The sequence below is a fragment of the Burkholderia sp. HI2761 genome (assembly GCF_002223355.1).
Taxonomy (GTDB): domain Bacteria; phylum Pseudomonadota; class Gammaproteobacteria; order Burkholderiales; family Burkholderiaceae; genus Burkholderia.
On record NZ_NKFN01000004.1, the window covers coordinates 878211 to 896645 of the forward strand.

Below are 18435 nucleotides of genomic sequence, written 5' to 3' on the forward strand. Positions count from 1 at the left end.
GCGCGGCTTCGGAGAGGAATCCAGATGAATCTGAAGACGAAGACCGGTGCGCGCCGCCGCCTGTTGCGCACGATCGCGGGTGCGGTGCTCGCGCTGTCCGCGGGCCTCGGCGCCGGCGTATCGGCGCCCGCATTTGCCGCCGATGCGCCGCAGGCCGCGACGCGCGTCGCGATGCTCGTGCAGTTGCACGGCCCGAACCTGAAGGTCGACGAGCGCATCGGCCAGCATCTTGGTGAACGCGGCTACGCGGTGAGCCTGATCGACGAGGCGGCCACGCCCGATGCGGCGCGCGACGCCGATCTGGTGGTGATCTCGTCGACGGTATCGTCGAAGAACGTGCGGCCCGGCTGGCGCACGCTCGACAAGCCGCTCGTGACGTGGGAAAACGACCTGCTCGACGATCTTGCGATGACGGGCAAGCGGCACGACGTCGACTTCGGCGAAACGGGCAAGGAGCGCTACCTGTGGCTCGTCAATGCGCCGCATCCGATGGCGGCCGGGCTGCCGGCCGGCGCGACGAACGCGTACGGCAAGCAGGCGCCGATGAGCTGGGGCAAGCCGGGGCTCGGCGCGATCACGATCGCGACCGTGTACGGCCAGCCCGACAAGGCCGCGATCTTTGCATACGAGAAGGGCGCGACGATGGACTACGAAACGCTCGCGCCGGCGCGCCGCGTGATGTTCTTCCTCGACAACGACACGTTCACGAACCTGTCGCCGGCCGGTGTCGCGCTGTTCGACGCGGCGGTGGACTGGGCGGCCGGGCGGCGCTGAGCCGCCGCGCGTCGATCACGCGGCCCGCGGCGGCGGGCGCCGTCGCGACGCCGCGTCGATCAGTTGCGCCAGCGTTTGCGCGGGCTCCGACATCGTGCGCCGCGCGCGATGCACGAGCCCGATGTCGCGGTGAAACGTGTGATGCCCGAGGTCGATCGCGCGCACGCCGGCCGGCCAGCGGCGATACACGGCGGTCTGCGGCACGATCGCGATGCCGACGCCGTTCTCGACCAGCTTGACGATCGCGTCGAGCTCGTCGAGTTCGCAGGTGTCGCGCACCGCGATGTGCATCTTGCGCAGAAAGCGGTCGACCTGGCGGCCCCCGAACGACGCGCGGTCGTAGCGCACGAACGGCTCGCTCGCGAGCAGGGCGGCCCAGTCCTTGCCCTTCACGCCGCGCGGCACGATCAGGCGGAACGGTTCCTGCGCGAGCGTCGTCCAGTGCAGGTCGCTCTGCAACGCAAACGGCGGCCGGATGATCGCGGCCATGTCGATCTCGCCCGCGTCGACCCGGTTGACCAGCTCGATCGACAACCCGGGTATCACGCGCGTCCGGCACGCGGGGTGCAGGCGATGGAAATCGGCCAGCGCGGCCGGCAGCAGCGCGCTCTGCACCGACGCGATCGCGCCGATCGTCACGCGTACGACGGCCGGCGCGCCGGGCGCGGCCGAGCTCAGGTTCTCGTACAGGCCGATCAGCGCCTGCGCCTGGTCGAGCACGTGATGGCCCCGCTCGTTGAGCCGCGCCGATCGCCCTTGCCGGTCGAACAGCGCGAAGCCGAGCTCGGCTTCGAGACGCTGCATCTGCGCGCTCACGGCCGCCTGCGTGAGCCCGATCCGATTGCCGGCCGCGGCAAAGGTGCCTTCCCGGGCGACGGCGACGAGGGTTTTCAGCTCGCGGATCATTCATCGATTCTGTTTGTGAATCGTGAAATTATATATTGATTTAATTTTTACTCGGCCTTGTCTACCATGGTGCCGTCCTCGCGCCACGCGAGCGTTTCTTCACGAGGCCATCATGAGTCTTTCCCCGTTTCACCTGGCGATTCCGGTCTACGACCTGCCGGCCGCGCGCGATTTCTACGGCCGCGTGTTCGGGCTGGAAGAGGGGCGCTCGAGTGCGCAGTGGGTCGACTTCGACTTTTACGGGCATCAGCTCGTGATCCACGCGCATCCGAAAACCGCATCGCAGGAAGGCGCGCATACGAATGCGGTCGACGGTCACGACGTGCCGGTGCCGCATTTCGGGATCGTGCTCGACTGGGCGAGCTGGGAAGCGCTGGCCGAACGCTTGCGCGCGTTCGGCGTGACGTTCGTGATCGAGCCGTATGTACGGTTCCAGGGGCAGGTCGGCGAACAGGCGACGATGTTCCTGTTCGATCCGTGCGGCAATGCGCTCGAATTCAAGGCGTTCCGCGACATCGGCCAGCTGTTCGCGAAGTAACCGGCAGCGGCGCGAGCGCCGATTGAAATTGGGTGCGAGAATGCGGCCGGCGGCCCGAGCGCGCGCAGGTGCGACGGCCGGCGCCGCGCCGCACGGCAACCGTCCGTGCGCGCCGTTCTCCAAGGAACCCGTATGGACAGTCACATCGCTCCGGTGGAGCTGAAGAAAGCCTACCGTCTCCTCAATCACGGCCCGACCGTGCTCGTATCGGCCCGCCACGACGGCGTCGACAACGTGATGGCCGCCGCCTGGGCGTGCGCGCTGGATTTCCTGCCGCCGAAGCTGACCGTGGTGCTCGACAAATCCGCGAAGACGCGCGAACTCGTCGAGCGCAGCGGCACGTTCGTGATCCAGGTGCCGACGGTCGCGCAATTGCAGCTCACGCATGCGGTCGGCAGCCACAGCCTCGCGGAGCGGCCGACCAAGCTGCGCGAAGCGGGCGTCACGCTGTTCGACGTCGAAGGCCACGACCTGCCGTTCGTTGCAGGATGCTCGGGGTGGCTCGCGTGCAAGCTGATTCCCGAGCCGCACAACCAGCAGACCTACGACCTGTTCATCGGCGAGGTGGTCGCTGCGTGGTCCGACACGCGCGTGTTCCGCGACGGCCACTGGTATTTCGAATCGGCCGACCCCGCGCTGCGCAGCCTGCACTACATCGCGGGCGGCAATTTCTATGCGATCGGCGAATCGCTGCACGTCGATCCGGACGCGCAGTAAGCGCCGGATGCACGGTCCCGAATCGGGCGCGCTTCATGCGCGCTTTTTCAATTCCGCGAGCATGATGTCGGCGAAGGCCTGCGCGACGCTCGGCAGCGTGCGTCCACGCTTCGCGATGAGCGCGATCGGCCGCACGAACGCGGGATCGTCGATCGGCTTCGCGACGAGGTCGGGCTCGGCGCGCACCTCGCGCGCGGTCGCGGGCAGGATCGTCACGCCGAGGCCGCCACGCACCATCGCGACGGCCGTCATCATGTAGGTGGGCTCGCATGCGATGTCGGGCGTGCAGCCGGCCGCTTCCAGCGCGGCGTCGACGACGCTGCGCACGCTCGTGCCCTGCGCGGTGAGCACGAGCGGTACGCCGGCGACGTCGGCGGTGGTCACGCGGCGCTTGCGCGCGAACGGATGATCCTTCGGACACACGGCGACGAGCCGGTCGGCGCCCGCATACAGCACCTCCAGCGACGCATCGAACACGTCGCCGCCGGTCAGCCCGAGATCGGCTTCCTCGTTGCGCACGAGCGCGGTGACGAGGCTCGCGACGCCGTCGCGGATCTCGAAGCCCGCGCGCGGGACGTCGCGCCGGAACGACTGGATCAGCTCCGGCAGCACGCTGGACGCGAAGGTCGGCAGGCACGCGAGCCGTACCGTGCCGCTCGTGCCTTCGCCGAGCGCGCGCGCATCGCGCAGCACGCGTTCCATGTCGTCGAGCGAGCGCTGCAACAGCGGCAGCAGTTCGCGCCCGGTCTGCGTGAGGGCGACGCTGCGGCTGTTGCGGTCGAACAGGCGCGCGCCGACGATTTCCTCGAGCCGGCGGATCTGCACGGTCAGCGCCGGTTGCGACAGGTGCAGCCGCGCGGCGGCGCGCGTGAAGTTGCCGGCGTGCGCGACGGTAACGAACGCGCGAATGTCGCGAAGATTCAGATCCATAATGGTTCGTGATTGCTGCGATCAAATCATTTCAATTGTGCTATTGCTGCGCCGACCTTACGCTCGTCTCCAACAAAAGACAAGGTAGGAGACAACCGATGCTGCCGTTACTCGGGCTGGGCACGATCGTCGTGCTGCTGGCCGCGATTCTGTCGAAGCGGATGTCGCCGCTCGTCGCGCTGATCATCGTGCCGATCGCCGCGTCGCTGCTCGGCGGCTTCGGGCTGCACACCAGCAAGTTCGTCGTCGACGGGCTGAAGGGGCTCGCGCCCGTCGTCGGCATGTTCGTGTTCGCGATCCTGTATTTCGGGACGATCACCGACGCCGGCACGCTCGATCCGATCATCGACCGGATCCTGCGCGCGGTCGGCACGCGGCCGACGCGCATCGTGATGGGCACGACGCTGCTCGCGCTGCTGATCCATCTCGACGGCTCGGGCGCCGTCTGCTTTCTCGTGACGATTCCGGCCGTGCTGCCGCTGTACGACCGGTTGAAGATGGACCGGCGCGTGCTGGCCACCGCCGTGTCGATGGCCGCGGGCATCAACTTCCTGCCGTGGACGGGGCCGATGATCCGCGCGTCGGCATCGCTGCACCTGCCGGTGTCGGCGCTGTTCAATCCGCTGATCCCGGTGCAGGCGATCGGGCTCGTGTTCGTGTTCGGCGTCGCATACTGGCTCGGGCGGCGCGAGGAGAAGCGGCTCGGGCTGTCGCGCGACGATGCGTCGATTCCGTTGCCCAAACGCGAGCTGACGGCCGACGAGCAGGCGCTGCACCGGCCGCATCTCTTCTGGTTCAACCTCGTGCTGACGCTCGTCGTGCTCGGCACGATGGTCGTGATGGGCGAGAAGGTTCCGCCCGCGATCATGTTCATGGTCGGGCTGTGCATCGCGCTCATGGTGAATTACCCCGACGTCGACATGCAGCGAAAGCGCATCGATGCGCATGCACGCGCCGCGCTGATGATGGCCGGCATCCTGCTCGCGGCCGGCGTGTTCACCGGGATCATGCAGGGCAGCGGGATGCTGAAGGCGATGGCGCAGGCGGCGGTCGGCTTCGTGCCGCCGTCGATGGCCGGCCACATTCCGGTCGTGCTCGGCCTCGCATCGATGCCGCTCAGCATGCTGTTCGATCCCGATTCGTTCTACTTCGGCGTGCTGCCCGTGATCGCCGAAGTGGCCGGCCAGCTCGGCGTGCCGGCCGTGCAGGTCGGGCAGGCGGCGCTGCTCGGCCAGATGACGACGGGGTTCCCGGTCAGCCCGCTCACGCCCGCGACGTTCCTCGTCGTCGGCCTGTGCGGGATCGAGCTGGCCGAGCATCAGAAATTCACGTTTCCGCTGCTGTTCGGCGCGTCGATCGTGATGACGATCGCCTGCGTCGTGCTCGGCATCTTTTGATTCTTCCCGGCGGTGCGCGCCGCCGGACGACGGTACGGACATGACAGCAAAGCAACCTGAACGGCGCGTGCGCATCGGCGCGGGCGCCGGCTACTCGGGCGACCGGATCGAGCCCGCGGTCGAACTCGCCGAACACGGGCAGCTCGACTATCTGGTGTTCGAATGCCTGGCCGAGCGCACGATCGCGATCGCGCAGCAGGCGCGCCGCAACGATCCGGCGCGCGGCTACGATCCGCTGCTCGACGCGCGGATGCAGGCGGTACTGCCGGTCGCGGCGGCCAGGCGCGTGCGGATCGTGTCGAACATGGGCGCGGCGAACCCGCGCGCGGCCGCGCGGCGTACCGCGGAGATCGCGCAGTCGCTCGGCATCGCGGGGCTGAGCGTCGCAGCGGTCGAAGGCGACGACGTGCTCGACGTCGTGCTGCGCGGGGCGTTCCGTTTCGAGGAATCGGGCGACGCAGTCGCCGCGTATCGCGACCGCATCGTGTCCGCGAACGCGTATCTCGGCGCCGCGCCGATCGTCGATGCGCTCGCGGCCGGCGCGGACGTCGTGCTGACCGGGCGCGTCGCCGACCCGTCGCTGTTCGCCGCGCCGCTGATCCATGCGTTCGGCTGGCGGATGGACGACTGGGACACGCTCGGGCAGGCGACCGTCGTCGGCCACCTGCTCGAATGCGCGGGGCAGGTGACGGGCGGCTATTTCGCCGACCCCGGCTACAAGGACGTGCCGAATCTCGCGCGGCTCGGCTTCCCGATCGGCGAGGTCGCGGCCGACGGCTCGGTCGTGATCACGAAGGTGCCGCATGCGGGCGGCCGCGTGAGCGCGGCGACCTGCAAGGAACAACTGCTCTACGAGATTCACGACCCGGCGCGATATCTGCAGCCCGACGTCGTGGCCGATTTCACTCGCGTGGCGGTCGCCGAGGAGGCGGCCGATCGCGTGCGCGTGACGGGCGGGCGCGGCGCCGCGCGGCCCGATACGCTGAAGGTGTCGGTGGCCTATATCGACGGCTACATCGGCGAAGGCCAGATCTCGTACGGCGGCCCGGGCGCGCTCGCGCGTGCGCGTCTTGCGCTCGACATCGTTCGCGAGCGGCTCGCGCTGACCGGCGTCGCCGCGAGCGAGCTGCGCTTCGACCTGATCGGCGTCGATGCGCTGTACGGCGACGCGACGCCGGCCGTACGCGGCGAGCCGGCCGAGGTGCGCGTGCGGGTGGCCGGCCGGGCGGCGAACGCCGCCGAAGCCGCGCGGATCGGCAACGAAGTCGAGACGCTCTATACGAACGGGCCGGCCGGCGGCGGCGGCGCGTTCAAGTCGACGCGCGAGGTCATCGCCGTGCAGTCGGTGCTGCTGCCGCGCGCGGCCGTGACGCCGTCGTTTTCATTCGTGGAGGCCTGATGCAACTGCGTGAACTCGCGCATGCGCGCACCGGCGACAAGGGCAATACGCTGAACGTGTCGGTCATCTGCCGCGATCCGCGTCATTACGACCATCTGCGCACGCATCTGGATGCGGCAACGGTGAAGACATGGCTTGCGGGCATCGTGCACGGCGACGTCGTGCGCTACGAGTTGCCGGCGCTCGGCGCGTTCAACTTCGTGCTGCGCGATGCGCTCGGCGGCGGGGTGACGCGCTCGCTCGCGCTCGACGCGCACGGCAAGTCGGTCAGTTCGGCGCTGCTGGCGATCGAGGTGCCCGATCCGGCGTGACGCTGGCGTAGTGGGCGGGCGGGGCCGGGCGCTCACGGAATCGGTAGTTCGCGGCTGGGCGACCGTGGCGAGATTCGACGGATCGAGGAAGCCGGTGAGCTGCGCTTCCGGAAACATCACGAGGTCGGTGGCGGGTGCGCAGGCCGCGATCGCATCGAGCGTGCGTTGCAGGTTGTAGGGTGTGTCGCCGTCGCGACCGGCGAGCTGGTCGATGTCGAGCTTCAGTTTCATGAGTCGAGTGATTGCGCAGGAGCGGCAGGCGTCGATGCCGGAACGCCGAGTATGCGCTGCCCCGCCGGTTTTCCTATCCCGCCGACGTGTTAACCCCGTCGGGGTATTGATTCCGGGCCAAGTCATAGCGCTTTTTCGTGTGGTCTGACCAGTCCAACCTCAAGTTGCGCAACGAATGGCCGATAGAGCGGGTGCGTGCCTCATTTGACCATTCGAACAACACGGCCACCGGAGATCATCGTCATCATGCTGTCATCGATTCGCGCACGGATTCTGGCGACCTGCGTCGCCATCGTGATCACGGCGCTCGCCGTGACCGGCGGCCTCGTGTATTACGTCGTGAAGCAGCACAACGACGAAACCATCGACCAGAACCTGAAGTCCGTGCTGGCCGGCCATGCGCTCGCGCTCGACGAGTGGATCGCCAGCCGTGCGCAGCAAACCCGGGCGCTGGCCGATACGCTGACGGTGGGCGACGGCGATCCGCTGCCCGCGCTGACGCTGCTCGGCAAGTCGGGCGGCTTCCAGGTACTCACGCTCGGCCTGCCCGATCGCACGGCGTTCTCGAACGTTCCGCTCGCCGCCGGCTACGATCCGACCGCGCGCCCGTGGTACAAGCAGGCCGTCGAGGCCGGCCGGCTCGTCGTCACCGCGCTGTACCTGGACGCGTCTACCGGCAAGCCGGCTTTCGCGTTCGCCGCGCCGATCCTGCGCGGTGGCACGCTGAAGGGGGTGCTGGCCGCGAGCCTCTACATGGAGCGCGCGAGCGAGATCGTCGTATCGATGCATCCGACGCCGTCGAGCTTCGCGTTCCTGGTCGACCGGAGCGGACGCCTGATCGCGGGCGCGAAGACGGACCTGATCATGAAACCGGCGCTCGGGCTGTCGCCCGATCTGACGCCCGAGCGCCTTGCCGGATTGCAGGCCGCGTCCGAGCCGGTGGCGGTCGACATCGGCGGCGCGACCAAGCTGTTGCGCGCGCAACCGATCGCCGGAACGGACTGGTCGCTCGTGATGGCGCTCGACCGGTCGGATGTGACGGCCGGCATGCGCGCCGTCGCGACGACGACGCTGGTGGCGATCCTCGTCGTCGCCTGCATCGCGGCCGCGCTCGTCGGCGCGTTGACGAACGCGGCGTTCAAGCGCGTGCTGCTCGTGCGCGACGCGCTCACCGATGTGGCGAGCGGCAGCGGCGACCTGACGAAGCGGCTCGAAGCCGACGGCTCCGACGAAGCCGCGCAGATCGCGCGTGCGTTCAACCTGTTCGCGGAAAAAATCAGTGCGATCCTGCTGCAGATCCGTGCATTCAGCGAATCCGTGAGCGTGGCGAGTGCGGAGATCGCGCAGGGCAACCAGGATCTGTCGAGTCGTACCGAACATGCCGCATCGAGCCTGCAGGAAACCGCCGCGGCACTCGAGGAGATCGCCGGCACCGCGCGCAACTCGGCCGATTCCGCGACCCAGGTCAACCGGCTCGCGGAATCGGCGTCGGGCGTCGCGATGCGTGGCGGCGCGGTGGTGAGCCAGGTGATCGAGACGATGGGCGAGATCACGAAGGCGTCCACCGAAATCTCGAACATCATCGGCGTGATCGACGGCATCGCGTTCCAGACCAACATCCTCGCGCTGAATGCGGCGGTCGAGGCGGCGCGCGCGAACGAGCACGGCCGCGGCTTCGCCGTGGTCGCGGGAGAGGTGCGCACGCTGGCTCAGCGCAGTGCGCAAGCCGCGCGGGAAATCAAGCATCTGATCCAGTCGTCGGTGGAGCGGATCGAGGGCGGGTCGGGGCTCGTGCAGACGGCCGGTGCGACGATGGACGAGATCGTCGAAGGCGTGCGCGGGATCAGCAGCGTGATCGCGGAAATGACGGTCGCCGCGAACGAGCAGAGCACCGGCCTCGCGCAGGTCAATCAGGCGGTGTCGCAGCTCGATCACTCGACGCAGCAGAACGCCGCGCTCGTCGAGGAGTCGGCCGCGGCCGCGGCGCTGCTGCGCGAGCAGGCTGCGCAACTGGCGCAGACGGTCGGCGAATTCAAGCTCGCGCGGGCGCAGTCGGTCGACGTGCAGGCGGCGTGAGCGTGGCGGCGCCGGTCGTGCGTCATCGGGCGGTCTGCGCTTTCAGGAACAAGGCGGACAGCGCCGACTGCGAATTGATGTCGAGCTTCGCGTAGAGGTTGCGTCTTCGTACGGGCATTCGGCGAACGCCTGCGGGCTGGCGTCGCCGAACATCGGCGCGACCCGGCTGTCGACCGCGACGTATTCCTCGATCAGCCGGATCAGCGGCAGCCAGAAGCCGGGCTGGTCGAGCGTCTCGATGAGCCGCCCGATCGAGCGGTGCCAGGCGATGTCCTGCACGGTCGGTTCATGCGTGTGTCCATGTCGGGTTGGCCGCCCGACGCTTGCGGCGCTGCGCCGTACGTGTACGCTACGGCTTCGCGTGCCAATTCCCGCGCGATCGAACGGAGCCTGTGGTGAAGAACGAGATCGTAGCGTCGGCCGGCGCGAATGGCGAGGCCAAGCGGCGCAGCCGGTACGTGCACGTCGCCATGCGCGTCGCGCTGGCGTGTGCCGGCTCGCTCGGGTGCGCACCGCCCGGCTGAAGCCGGACGGCACCGGCATTGCCCAACGGCACCCGTGATCGGGCGAGCCTGCAACGATCCGCTACCTGTCTTTCCAATCCGACCGAACCTCGTCATGACTGTCCAGTACCTGAACCGACGTCTCAAGCCGCTCGCGGCTTCGCTCGCTGCCCTTGGCGCGCTCACGGTGCTCGCGTCGCTCGCGGCGCCGTCGCTCGTTCATGCCGCGGAGCCGCCCCGACTTGACCCTCCGCTGCAGACCTTCATCCACGACACGTACGGCAACTGGCGTGCGGACCGCAAGGGCTGGCAGGCGGAAGGGGACGATTTCATCTATTCGCCGTGCGGCTCGCTGCGTGTCGCGACCGCCGACGGCCCGCGCACGCTGCTCGCGATGTGCGGCGAGACCGAGGCGGCGGTGCAGAACGGGATGCCGGGCATGGATTCGGACGCGACGACCGGCACGATCGATCTGTACGTGCTGAAAGCGACGCCGGACGGCAAGGCGCTCGAACCGGTCGTGAAGAAGACGGAAATCGCCTCGGGCCAGCGCGGCGCGCCCGGCACGGTGCGCATCGAGCGGCTCGGGCCGCACCTGTTCGGGTTCGTGATCGGCGAAAGCGATACGCGGCAAGGCTATACGCAACGCTTCAGCTCGATCTGGCTACCGTACGGCAATGCACTGGTGCCGGCGGCGGCGCGCATCGACGAGGCGCTCGACAATGCGGAGTCGACGGAATGCGCGAACGCCCGGGCGCGCTGCGAGGAGCGTCGCTTCGAGATCGCGCCGGACATCACCGGCGCCGGCGACGTCTATCCGTTGACGGTCACGGAAACGGTCACGCGCGGCGACCGGCGCATTCAGGTGCGCCATACAGTTAAGTTCGACGCCGTGCGCGGTCGCTACCTCGTGCCGAAGGCGCTACGCGACGGATACTGAGCCGTCGCGCGCAGGACGGGCGGCGCTGCGCCGCCCGCGCATCACACGTACAGATAGCGCACGAGGTGAAAGAACACCGGCGCGGCGAAGCAGATCGAATCGACGCGATCGAGCATTCCGCCGTGGCCGGCGATCATCGAGCCCCAGTCCTTCGTGCCGAGCGAGCGCTTGACCGCCGACAGCACGAGCCCGCCGACGAAGCCCGCGATCACGATCGCGAGCGAGATCCCGAACGCCGCGCCGAAGCTGAACGGCGTCACGCGATACAGCGAGGCCCCGCACAGCGTGGCCAGCAGGCCGCCGCCGATGAAGCCCTCGATCGTCTTCGACGGCGACAGCTGCGGTGCGATCTTGCGGCGTCCGAACAGCTTGCCGACCACGTATTGCAGCACGTCGCTGATCTGCACGACGAACAGGAAGAAGAACAGCAGCAGCGCGTTCTGCCCGGCGTAGCGCGGAATGTCGAGAATCAGCACGGCCGGCGCGTGGCTCAGCCCGTACACGCACACCATCAGCGCCCAGTTGATCTTCGCGTTGCGGCTCAGGAATTCGCGCGTGTCCTGCGTGAGCGCCGACACGAGCGACATCGCGAAGAACAGGTGCACCGGTACGAAGATCGAGTACATCCCGTACCAGTTGATCCCGAGCAGCAGGTACTGCACGGGGATCGCGATGAAGAACGCGATGAAGAGCGTCGTATGGTCGCTCGCGGTGGTCGGCGTGAGCGTGATGAATTCGCGCAGCGTCAGGTACGACAGCAGCGCGAACACCAGATACGTGACGTTGTTGCCGAGGCCGATCGCGACGGCCATGATCGCGATCATCGCCCACCATGCGCGGATGCGCTGGTTCAGGTTGACGATGGTCGCGCTCGTGCCGCCGCTGCGCGCGCCGAGGATCGCGCCGATCACGGTCGCGACGACGAGCACGCCCGTGACGCCCGCGACCAGTTCCCAGAAGAGGGTTCGCATGGTTGATATCCGGAAAAGGAGAAGGGGGCGCCGCGTTCAGCCGGCCGGCCGCTGCGGCGGCGCGAGCGCGATGACCGCGTCGCGCATGCGGGCGAGGAACGTCGGCTTGTCTTCCTGAGCGTCGAGCGCTTCGTTCGCACCGAAATGCACCTTGCAGATCAGCGGCACGGGCCAGATCGCGCCCTTCGGCATGATGCGCTGCAGGTTCTCGAGATAGACGGGCGCGAGCGGGACGTCCGGGAATTCGGTCGCGAGATGGAACAGCCCGCTCTTGAACGGCTGCGGCAATACGTCGGCGCCGCGCGTACCTTCCGGGAAGATGATGATCGAGTGACCCTGCCGCAGCGCGTCGCGCACCGGGTCGAGCGGGTCGCCACCGCTTTCTCGATGGCGGTCGATCAGCACGACGTTCAGCAGCTTCTGCGCGATATGGCGCTTCAGGTCGCTGCTGTCCCAGTAGTCGCGCGCGGCGACCGGCCGCACGACCGCGCGCACGTCGCGCGGCAGCGCGGCGAGGATCGCCAGCGTGTCGATGTGGCTCGTATGGTTCGAGAAGTAGATCTTCTGCGTGGGCGACGGCGGCGCCTGATGCCAGACCGGATACGCGCCGGCGACGAGCCGCACGATGGACAGCAGGAAGTCGCGCTGCCAGACGTTGAGGATGTTCATCGGCGCGCTGGCTCCCGCGTGCGTGCCCGGCCCGCCGCGCACGCGCGGCGGACGGAACCTCGGAATGCCGGCGCGGCAGGATGCGCGCCGGACGGCTCTCGTTTAAATTTTTTCAAGTTCGTGGCTGCCTGTCGCAGGTCCGCGATAATCGGACGATTCGCCGTCGCACGCTGTTGCGTCGCGGCGAATGCGCCGGTCGGCGGCGTGATAATCGGCTGTTGCACGAGTGCCCGTCTGCAGTTCGAATCGATCTCGCTGCGATCGGGCCAGCGGATTATCGCGAGTTTCGACGAAAAACGCCAGATTGGCTCCGCACGGGCGGCCCGGCCCGCACGCTTGACGCATCGAGGCCGCTCGGCGACGATGAGGGCCGTTCAATCCAGGCCGACGACGGCCGTTTCGCCGCCCGGGGCATGGCGGCGGGAAACGTATCCGACCGTGCCGCGCGAATAATACGAATACGAAACGATGAGCCTCTACGCACTCAAACCCAAATTCCAGGACCGTCTGCGCCCGTTCGCGAATTCGCTCGCCGAACGCGGCGTCACCGCCAACCAGGTCACGCTGTTCGCGGCCGGCGGCTCGATCGTCGTCGGCGCGCTCGCCGGGCTCGGCGTGTTCGCCCGTGTGCTGTTCCTGCTGATTCCGCTGTGGCTGTTCGCGCGGATGGCGCTCAATGCGATCGACGGGATGCTCGCGCGCGAGCACGGGCAGAAGAGCACGCTCGGCGCGTACCTGAACGAGCTGGGCGACATCGTGTCCGACGTCGCGCTCGTGCTGCCGTTCCTTGCCATTCCCGCGTTCGCTCCGGCGGACGTCTGGCTGTTCGCGCTGATGGCGGTGATCGTCGAATGCGCGGGGCTGGTCGGCCCGCTCGTCGGCGCGACGCGCCGCTACGACGGCCCGTTCGGCAAGAGCGACCGGGCGCTGGCCCTCGGCGCGTTCGCGCTGTGGATCGGCTTCGGCTTGCCGGTCGGCAGTGTCGCCGCGTGGCTGTGGCGGCTGCTGATCGTGCTGTCGATCGTGACGGTGGTGCGGCGCGTCCAGGCGGGCATTGCCGAAGCGGGCGGTTGACGGGCCGGGCGCCGGAGGGCGGCGCCACATGATTCGAATAACGAAACGAGAGAGACCACATGAGCACACGCACGGCCCGTGAGGCCGACTTCATCACGCACGACGGCGAAACGCTGTTCTATCGGCACTGGCCCGCGACGGGCGCACGCTGCCGCGGCGCCATCGTGCTGCTGCATCGCGGGCACGAACATTCGGCGCGCGTCGCGCACCTCGTCGACGAGCTCGACCTGCCGGATTTCGCCTTTTTCGCATGGGACGCACGCGGCCACGGCCGGTCGCCGGGCGCGCGCGGCTACAGTCCGAGCGCGGCCGCGTCGGTGCGCGACCTGCAGACCTTCGTCGAGCATATCCGCGACACGCACGGCCTCGCGATCGAGGATATGGCCGTGGTCGGCCAGAGCGTCGGCGCGGTGCTCGCGGCGACCTGGGCGCACGACTACGCGCCGCCGATCCGCGCGCTCGTCGTCGCGTCGCCGGCGTTCCACATCAAGCTCTACGTGCCGTTCGCCCGGCCGGGGCTGCGGCTGATGCACAAGCTGCGCGGGCTGTTCTACGTGAACAGCTACGTGAAGCCGAAATTCCTCACGCACGATCCCGAACGGATCGCGAGCTACGCGTCCGATCCGCTGATCACGCGGCCGATCGCGGTCAACATGCTGCTCGACCTGCACGATACCGCGCGGCGGATCGTCGCCGACGCGGCCGCGATCACCGTGCCGACGCAATTGCTGATCTCGGGCGCCGACTGGGTCGTGCATCGCGGCCCGCAGGACCGTTTCTTCGAACGGCTCGGCTCGGCGCGCAAGGAGCGCATCGTGCTGCCGGGCTTCTATCACGACACGCTCGGCGAGCGCGACCGTGCGCAGGCGCTCGCGCCGTTGCGTGCGTTCGTGCTGCGCGAGTTCGTGCTGCGCGAGTTCGATGCGCCGAGCCCGCGCGTGTCGCTCGCCGATGCGGACCGGCGCGGCGCGTTCCACGACGAATACGCGGCGCTCGGCCGGCCGCCGGCCAACGTGTTCGCCCGTGCGTACTGGGCGCTCACGCGCGCCGGCCTGAAAGCCGGCGGCGCGCTGTCGGACGGCATCGCGCTCGGGCTGCGGCTCGGCTTCGATTCGGGCTCGACGCTCGACTACGTGTACCGCAACCGCGCGCAGGGGCGGCTCGGCGTCGGCGCGCTGATCGACCGCACGTATCTCGATTCGCCGGGCTGGGTCGGCATCCGGCAGCGCAAGGTCCATCTGCAGGAGTTGATCGGCGCGGCGATCGGCCGCCTGCGCGGGCGCGGCTCGCCGGTGCGGATCGTCGACATCGCGGCAGGCCACGGGCGCTACGTGCTCGATGCGATCGCGACGGCCGCCGAGCGCGACGGCGCGGCGCCCGACGACATCACGCTGCGCGACTACAGCCCGCCGAACGTCGAGGCCGGGCGCGTGCTGATCGCGCAGCGCGGCCTGGAGCCGATCGCGCGCTTCGAGCGCGGCGACGCGTTCGACGAGGCATCGCTCGCGACGCTCGAGCCGCAGCCGACGCTGGCGATCGTGTCGGGCCTGTACGAGCTGTTCGGCGAGAACGCGCTGATCGAGCGCTCGCTGCGCGGGCTCGCGCAGGCCGTACCGCCGGGCGGCTATCTCGTCTATACGGGGCAGCCGTGGCATCCGCAGCTCGAATTCATCGCGCGCGCGCTGAACAATCACCGCGGCGAGTCGACCTGGGTGATGCGCCGTCGTTCGCAGGCCGAAATGGACGAGCTCGTCGCGCGGGCGGGCTTCCGCAAGCTCGATCAGCGGATCGACGAGATGGGCATCTTCACGGTCAGCCTCGCGCAGCGGGTCGAACCGTCATGAGTGTGCTCGGCGACGGCGGCGGCGGTGCGGGTACGGGCGCGGGTGGCGGGCTGGCCGAGCCGGCGGCCGGCGCGCGCGACGCGTCGTTCGCGCTGCGCCTGGGCTGGCTCGCGGCGATGGGCGCCGTGTTCTTCTCGACGTACGGCTTCGCGAACTGGCTCGCCGCACGCCGCGCCGCGGTGCCGACGTTCGCGTTCGGCTGGGAGCATGCGATCCCGTTCGTGCCGTGGACGATCGTGCCGTACTGGTCGATCGACCTGCTGTATGCGCTCTCGTTCTTCTTCTGGACGCGCCGCGACGATCTGCTCGATCACGTGAAGCGGCTGCTGACCGTGCAACTGGTGTCGGTCGCGTGCTTCATCGCGTGGCCGCTGCGCTTCGGCTTCGAACGGCCCGACGCGGGCGGCATGGCCGGTACGTTGTTCGCGCTGCTGATGGGTTTCGACAAGCCGTTCAACCAGGCGCCGTCGCTGCATATCGGGTTGCTGGTCGTGTTGTGGGCCGTCTATGCGAAGCACCTGCGCGGCACGTTCGAGCGCGTCGTGCTGCACCTGTGGTTCGCGGCGATCGGCGTGTCGGTGCTGACGACTTACCAGCATCACGCGATCGACGTGCCGACCGGTGCGGCCGTCGGCTGTCTCGCACTGTTCCTGTTTCCGCTGCGCGATGCCGCAGGCCGATTGCCGGGCGCCGATGCGTCGCCGTGCGCGGCCAGTCGCGCGCTCGCGCGCCGCTATGGGTTCGGTGCCGCGCTGATCGCACTCGCGGCGCTGGCGTGCGTGCCGCGCGCGCCGGGCGGGGCGCTGGCGGCAGGGTGGGTTGCGCTGGCGCTCGCCTGCGTTGCCTGGGCCTACCGGCGCGGCGCGCCCGGCGCGTTTCAGAAGGATGCGCACGGACGGTTGCCGGTCTTCATCGGCTGGCTGCTCGCGCCGACGATCGCCGGCGCGTTCGTCAATTCGCGGCTGTGGACGTTCCGGCAGCCGGCGCCGGTGCGGATCGACGAACGCGTGTCGATCGGCCGTACGCCGACGACGCGCGACATCCGGCGCCATCGCTTCACCGCCCTGGTCGACCTGACCGCCGAGATGCCGCGCTGGGCCGCGGCCGATGCATCGTTCGCGTATGCGTGCGTGCCGCAGCTCGACCTCGTCGCGCCGACGGCGGCGCAGCTCGCGCAGGCCGTCGCGGCGCTCGAACGCCTGCATGGCGAAGGGCGCGACGTGCTGGTTTGCTGCGCGCTCGGCTATGGGCGCAGCGTGCTGTGCGCGGCCGCCTGGCTCGCGGCGCGGCGCGGGCTGACGAATGCGCGCGACGCGCTGGCCGCGGTGCGCGCGGTCCGGCCGCACGCGGTGTGGTCCGACGACGGCGCGGCCGTGCTGCAGCAGTGGATCGATCGCCGTCGCGATGGGAGGCTCGGATGACGCGCGATCCGTCCGCTCCGTTCAGGATTGCCGCCGCGCGCGGCGCGCTCGATGCGGGCGCGTGGGCGATCGCGGCCGCACTGGCCGCGGCCGGCGCGGGCGGGTGGATCGCGGCGGGCTGGCTGCCGGCGACGCTCGCGCGCGTGCTGCTGGCCGCCGTCAGCACGGGATCGGGGATCGCGGCGCTGTGGTACGCGGTGCGCATCGAGATCGATCGGTGGCTGTTCGCCGCGTTGGCGCGGGCGGTGGAGGGCGATGCAGCGGTCGACGACGGGCTCGCGGCGCTCGACCGCGCGCTCACCGATCTCGGCTGGATCGACGCGGCGAAGGCCGGGCGCATGCTCGATGCGCGCGTGCGCGGCGCGGTCGGGCTGTGCCGTGCCGCCGTGCTCGTCGCCGTCGTGCAGTGGGTCGCGGTCGGGATCGCGATCGCGGTGCGGCCGATCGGCTAGCGGTGCGTGCCAGGCGTCATGCGGGCGCGGAGCGCTGCCCCCGCGTGCGCTTCACCTCGTACATCGCCTGATCCGCACGCTCGATCAGCGCATTCATGTCGGTGCCGTCGTCCGGCAGCACCGCGATTCCGATGCTGACGCCCAGCCGCAGCGCATGCCCCTCGAATTCGAACGGCTCGCCGACCTGCCGCGCGAGCCGCGTGCTTTGCACATGCGCATCGTCGCGGGTGCCGAGGTTCGGCAGGATCACGGCGAATTCGTCGCCACCGACGCGCGCGACCGTATCCGAGCGCCGCACCGCGCCCTGCATCCGCGCGGCGATCTCGCGTAGCGCGGCGTCGCCCGCGCGGTGGCCGAACCCGTCGTTGATCGGCTTCAGCCCGTCCATGTCGATGTTGAGAATGCCGAGCCGGCCGCTCGCGCGCAACGCCGTGTGCATCGACTGGCGCAGGCGATCGTAGAACAGCGCGCGGTTTGGCAGCCCGGTGAGCACGTCGTGCGTCGCGCGCAGATAGAGTTCGTTCGCTTCATTACGCGCCGCGTGGAACATCGCGGCGGCGATCAGATCGGCCATCAGCCGCAGCGTGGCGGCGTCCGCCTGCGAAAAACCGTCGACGTCCGGCGACATCACCTTCAGCACGCCGACCGTCGTGTCGGCATGCGTGAGCGGCATCACCAGCATCGAGCGCAGGCCGACCCGGCGGCACGCATCGTGATCGACGCGCGGGTCGGTTTCCGAATCGATGCAGTGCAGCAACTCACCTTGCTGCACGCACAGGCCCGACAGGCTGCCCGAGCGCCGCAACCGTAGCCCGAGCATCCCGGCGGCCGTGCCCGACGCGGCGCGGTACACCATGTCGTCGCCTTCGGCGAATTCGACCGCGGCGGCGCTCGCGCCGGTGATCTGCGGTACCTGCTCGGCCACGTAGGCCATCACGCTGCCGAGGTCCAGGCCGAGTTTCGCGATTTCGGTTTGGGCGGCGATGATCCGCAGCAACGTGTCCGGGGACGGGGGGGCGGAGTCGACGATTTGATTCAAGTCAGTTTCCCACGAAGAAAATCCGTTGCGCGGCGCGTGCTTGCGGTAGCATACGCGCCGCCTGCGGCAGCGTGTCGCGGGCGATCCGCAACGGATCGCGACCGACGCCCGGCCAGCCGTATCGCGCCGGCAGTATGCCGTTCCGGCCGTTCGGCAGCAACGGCGCAATTCTTGCCATTCACGCTTCCCGAGCAGCATTTCCGACCGAATTGAGATTTTTTCGCTTCCCAGTCGCGAATCGCG

At 69.1% G+C, this 18435-nt stretch carries 19 protein-coding genes; 13 read left to right on the forward strand and 6 right to left on the reverse strand.

Features of this window, described 5'->3' with window-relative positions; genetic code table 11:
* Positions 1–24: 24 nt before the first annotated feature.
* Positions 25–774: a hypothetical protein gene (locus CFB46_RS10735; RefSeq protein WP_027784154.1), complete on the forward strand. Its 750-nt coding sequence runs from the start codon at positions 25–27 to the stop codon at positions 772–774.
* A 15-nt stretch (positions 775–789) separates the two neighbouring features.
* Here the strand turns inward: CFB46_RS10735 and CFB46_RS10740 are convergent, their stop codons facing one another.
* Positions 790–1680, reverse strand: a complete 891-nt coding sequence (locus tag CFB46_RS10740) for a LysR family transcriptional regulator (RefSeq protein ID WP_027784155.1) — start codon at positions 1678–1680, stop codon at positions 790–792.
* Between the two features lie 112 nt (positions 1681–1792).
* Between CFB46_RS10740 and CFB46_RS10745 the strand changes: the two genes are divergently transcribed.
* Positions 1793–2218 carry a VOC family protein gene (locus tag CFB46_RS10745; RefSeq protein WP_027784156.1) on the forward strand — a complete coding sequence of 142 codons (426 nt, stop codon included), beginning with the start codon at positions 1793–1795 and terminating at the stop codon, positions 2216–2218.
* Positions 2219–2350: 132 nt separating this feature from the next.
* Complete coding sequence (locus CFB46_RS10750) at positions 2351–2935, forward strand: flavin reductase family protein (RefSeq protein WP_027784157.1); 585 nt, start codon at positions 2351–2353, stop codon at positions 2933–2935.
* 33 nt (positions 2936–2968) lie between these two features.
* On the opposite strand, the gene CFB46_RS10755 is transcribed toward CFB46_RS10750, so the two are convergent.
* Entirely contained in the window at positions 2969–3865 is an 897-nt protein-coding gene (locus CFB46_RS10755) for a LysR family transcriptional regulator (protein ID WP_027784158.1), read from the reverse strand.
* 98 nt (positions 3866–3963) lie between these two features.
* On the opposite strand from CFB46_RS10755, the gene CFB46_RS10760 reads away from it, so the two are divergent.
* The 4 genes from CFB46_RS10760 to CFB46_RS10780 all read left to right on the forward strand — a co-directional run bounded on the left by CFB46_RS10760 (position 3964) and on the right by CFB46_RS10780 (position 9279).
* Positions 3964–5262: a CitMHS family transporter gene (locus CFB46_RS10760; protein WP_027784159.1), complete on the forward strand. Its 1299-nt coding sequence runs from the start codon at positions 3964–3966 to the stop codon at positions 5260–5262.
* A gap of 40 nt (positions 5263–5302) precedes the next feature.
* Positions 5303–6661 carry an acyclic terpene utilization AtuA family protein gene (locus CFB46_RS10765; RefSeq protein ID WP_027784160.1) on the forward strand — a complete coding sequence of 453 codons (1359 nt, stop codon included), beginning with the start codon at positions 5303–5305 and terminating at the stop codon, positions 6659–6661.
* On the forward strand, positions 6661–6972 hold the full coding sequence (locus tag CFB46_RS10770; RefSeq protein ID WP_027784161.1) for an AtuA-related protein: 312 nt from the start codon (positions 6661–6663) through the stop codon (positions 6970–6972). Before CFB46_RS10765 ends, CFB46_RS10770 begins: the two co-directional genes overlap by 1 nt.
* Positions 6973–7449: 477 nt before the next feature.
* On the forward strand, positions 7450–9279 hold the full coding sequence (locus tag CFB46_RS10780; protein ID WP_089499973.1) for a methyl-accepting chemotaxis protein: 1830 nt from the start codon (positions 7450–7452) through the stop codon (positions 9277–9279).
* Between the two features lie 42 nt (positions 9280–9321).
* Here CFB46_RS10780 and CFB46_RS10785 read toward each other — a convergent pair whose 3' ends face one another.
* A complete protein-coding gene (locus CFB46_RS10785) occupies positions 9322–9558 on the reverse strand; it encodes a hypothetical protein (protein WP_027784163.1) in 237 nt (78 codons plus the stop codon).
* Between the two features lie 116 nt (positions 9559–9674).
* Here CFB46_RS10785 and CFB46_RS36355 point away from each other — a divergent pair, with 116 nt between their 5' ends.
* Positions 9675–9803 (forward strand): hypothetical protein, encoded by a 129-nt coding sequence (locus tag CFB46_RS36355; RefSeq protein ID WP_256980652.1) that lies wholly within the window; start codon positions 9675–9677, stop codon positions 9801–9803.
* Between the two features lie 94 nt (positions 9804–9897).
* Positions 9898–10722: a hypothetical protein gene (locus CFB46_RS10790; RefSeq protein WP_027784164.1), complete on the forward strand. Its 825-nt coding sequence runs from the start codon at positions 9898–9900 to the stop codon at positions 10720–10722.
* A 41-nt stretch (positions 10723–10763) separates the two neighbouring features.
* Here CFB46_RS10790 and CFB46_RS10795 read toward each other — a convergent pair whose 3' ends face one another.
* Together CFB46_RS10795 and CFB46_RS10800 are read right to left on the reverse strand one after the other, a co-directional pair.
* The gene (locus CFB46_RS10795; RefSeq protein WP_027784165.1) at positions 10764–11693 is read right to left on the reverse strand and encodes a phosphatidate cytidylyltransferase; all 930 of its coding nucleotides are present in this window, start codon (positions 11691–11693) and stop codon (positions 10764–10766) included.
* Between the two features lie 36 nt (positions 11694–11729).
* Positions 11730–12362 (reverse strand): lysophospholipid acyltransferase family protein, encoded by a 633-nt coding sequence (locus CFB46_RS10800; RefSeq protein WP_027784166.1) that lies wholly within the window; start codon positions 12360–12362, stop codon positions 11730–11732.
* 468 nt (positions 12363–12830) lie between these two features.
* On the opposite strand from CFB46_RS10800, the gene CFB46_RS10810 reads away from it, so the two are divergent.
* From CFB46_RS10810 to CFB46_RS10825, 4 genes are read left to right on the forward strand one after another with little or no spacing between them, the layout of a single operon-like run.
* Positions 12831–13436: a CDP-alcohol phosphatidyltransferase family protein gene (locus tag CFB46_RS10810; RefSeq protein ID WP_089499974.1), complete on the forward strand. Its 606-nt coding sequence runs from the start codon at positions 12831–12833 to the stop codon at positions 13434–13436.
* A gap of 59 nt (positions 13437–13495) precedes the next feature.
* Positions 13496–15280 (forward strand): bifunctional alpha/beta hydrolase/class I SAM-dependent methyltransferase, encoded by a 1785-nt coding sequence (locus CFB46_RS10815; RefSeq protein WP_089499975.1) that lies wholly within the window; start codon positions 13496–13498, stop codon positions 15278–15280.
* Positions 15277–16701, forward strand: a complete 1425-nt coding sequence (locus CFB46_RS10820; protein ID WP_027784169.1) for a phosphatase PAP2/dual specificity phosphatase family protein — start codon at positions 15277–15279, stop codon at positions 16699–16701. Before CFB46_RS10815 ends, CFB46_RS10820 begins: the two co-directional genes overlap by 4 nt.
* Positions 16698–17153, forward strand: a complete 456-nt coding sequence (locus tag CFB46_RS10825) for a hypothetical protein (RefSeq protein WP_027784170.1) — start codon at positions 16698–16700, stop codon at positions 17151–17153. The genes CFB46_RS10820 and CFB46_RS10825 overlap by 4 nt, the downstream gene beginning before the upstream one ends.
* Positions 17154–17169: 16 nt before the next feature.
* On the opposite strand, the gene CFB46_RS10830 is transcribed toward CFB46_RS10825, so the two are convergent.
* Complete coding sequence (locus tag CFB46_RS10830) at positions 17170–18192, reverse strand: sensor domain-containing diguanylate cyclase (protein ID WP_089499976.1); 1023 nt, start codon at positions 18190–18192, stop codon at positions 17170–17172.
* Between the last annotated feature and the right edge of the window lie 243 nt (positions 18193–18435).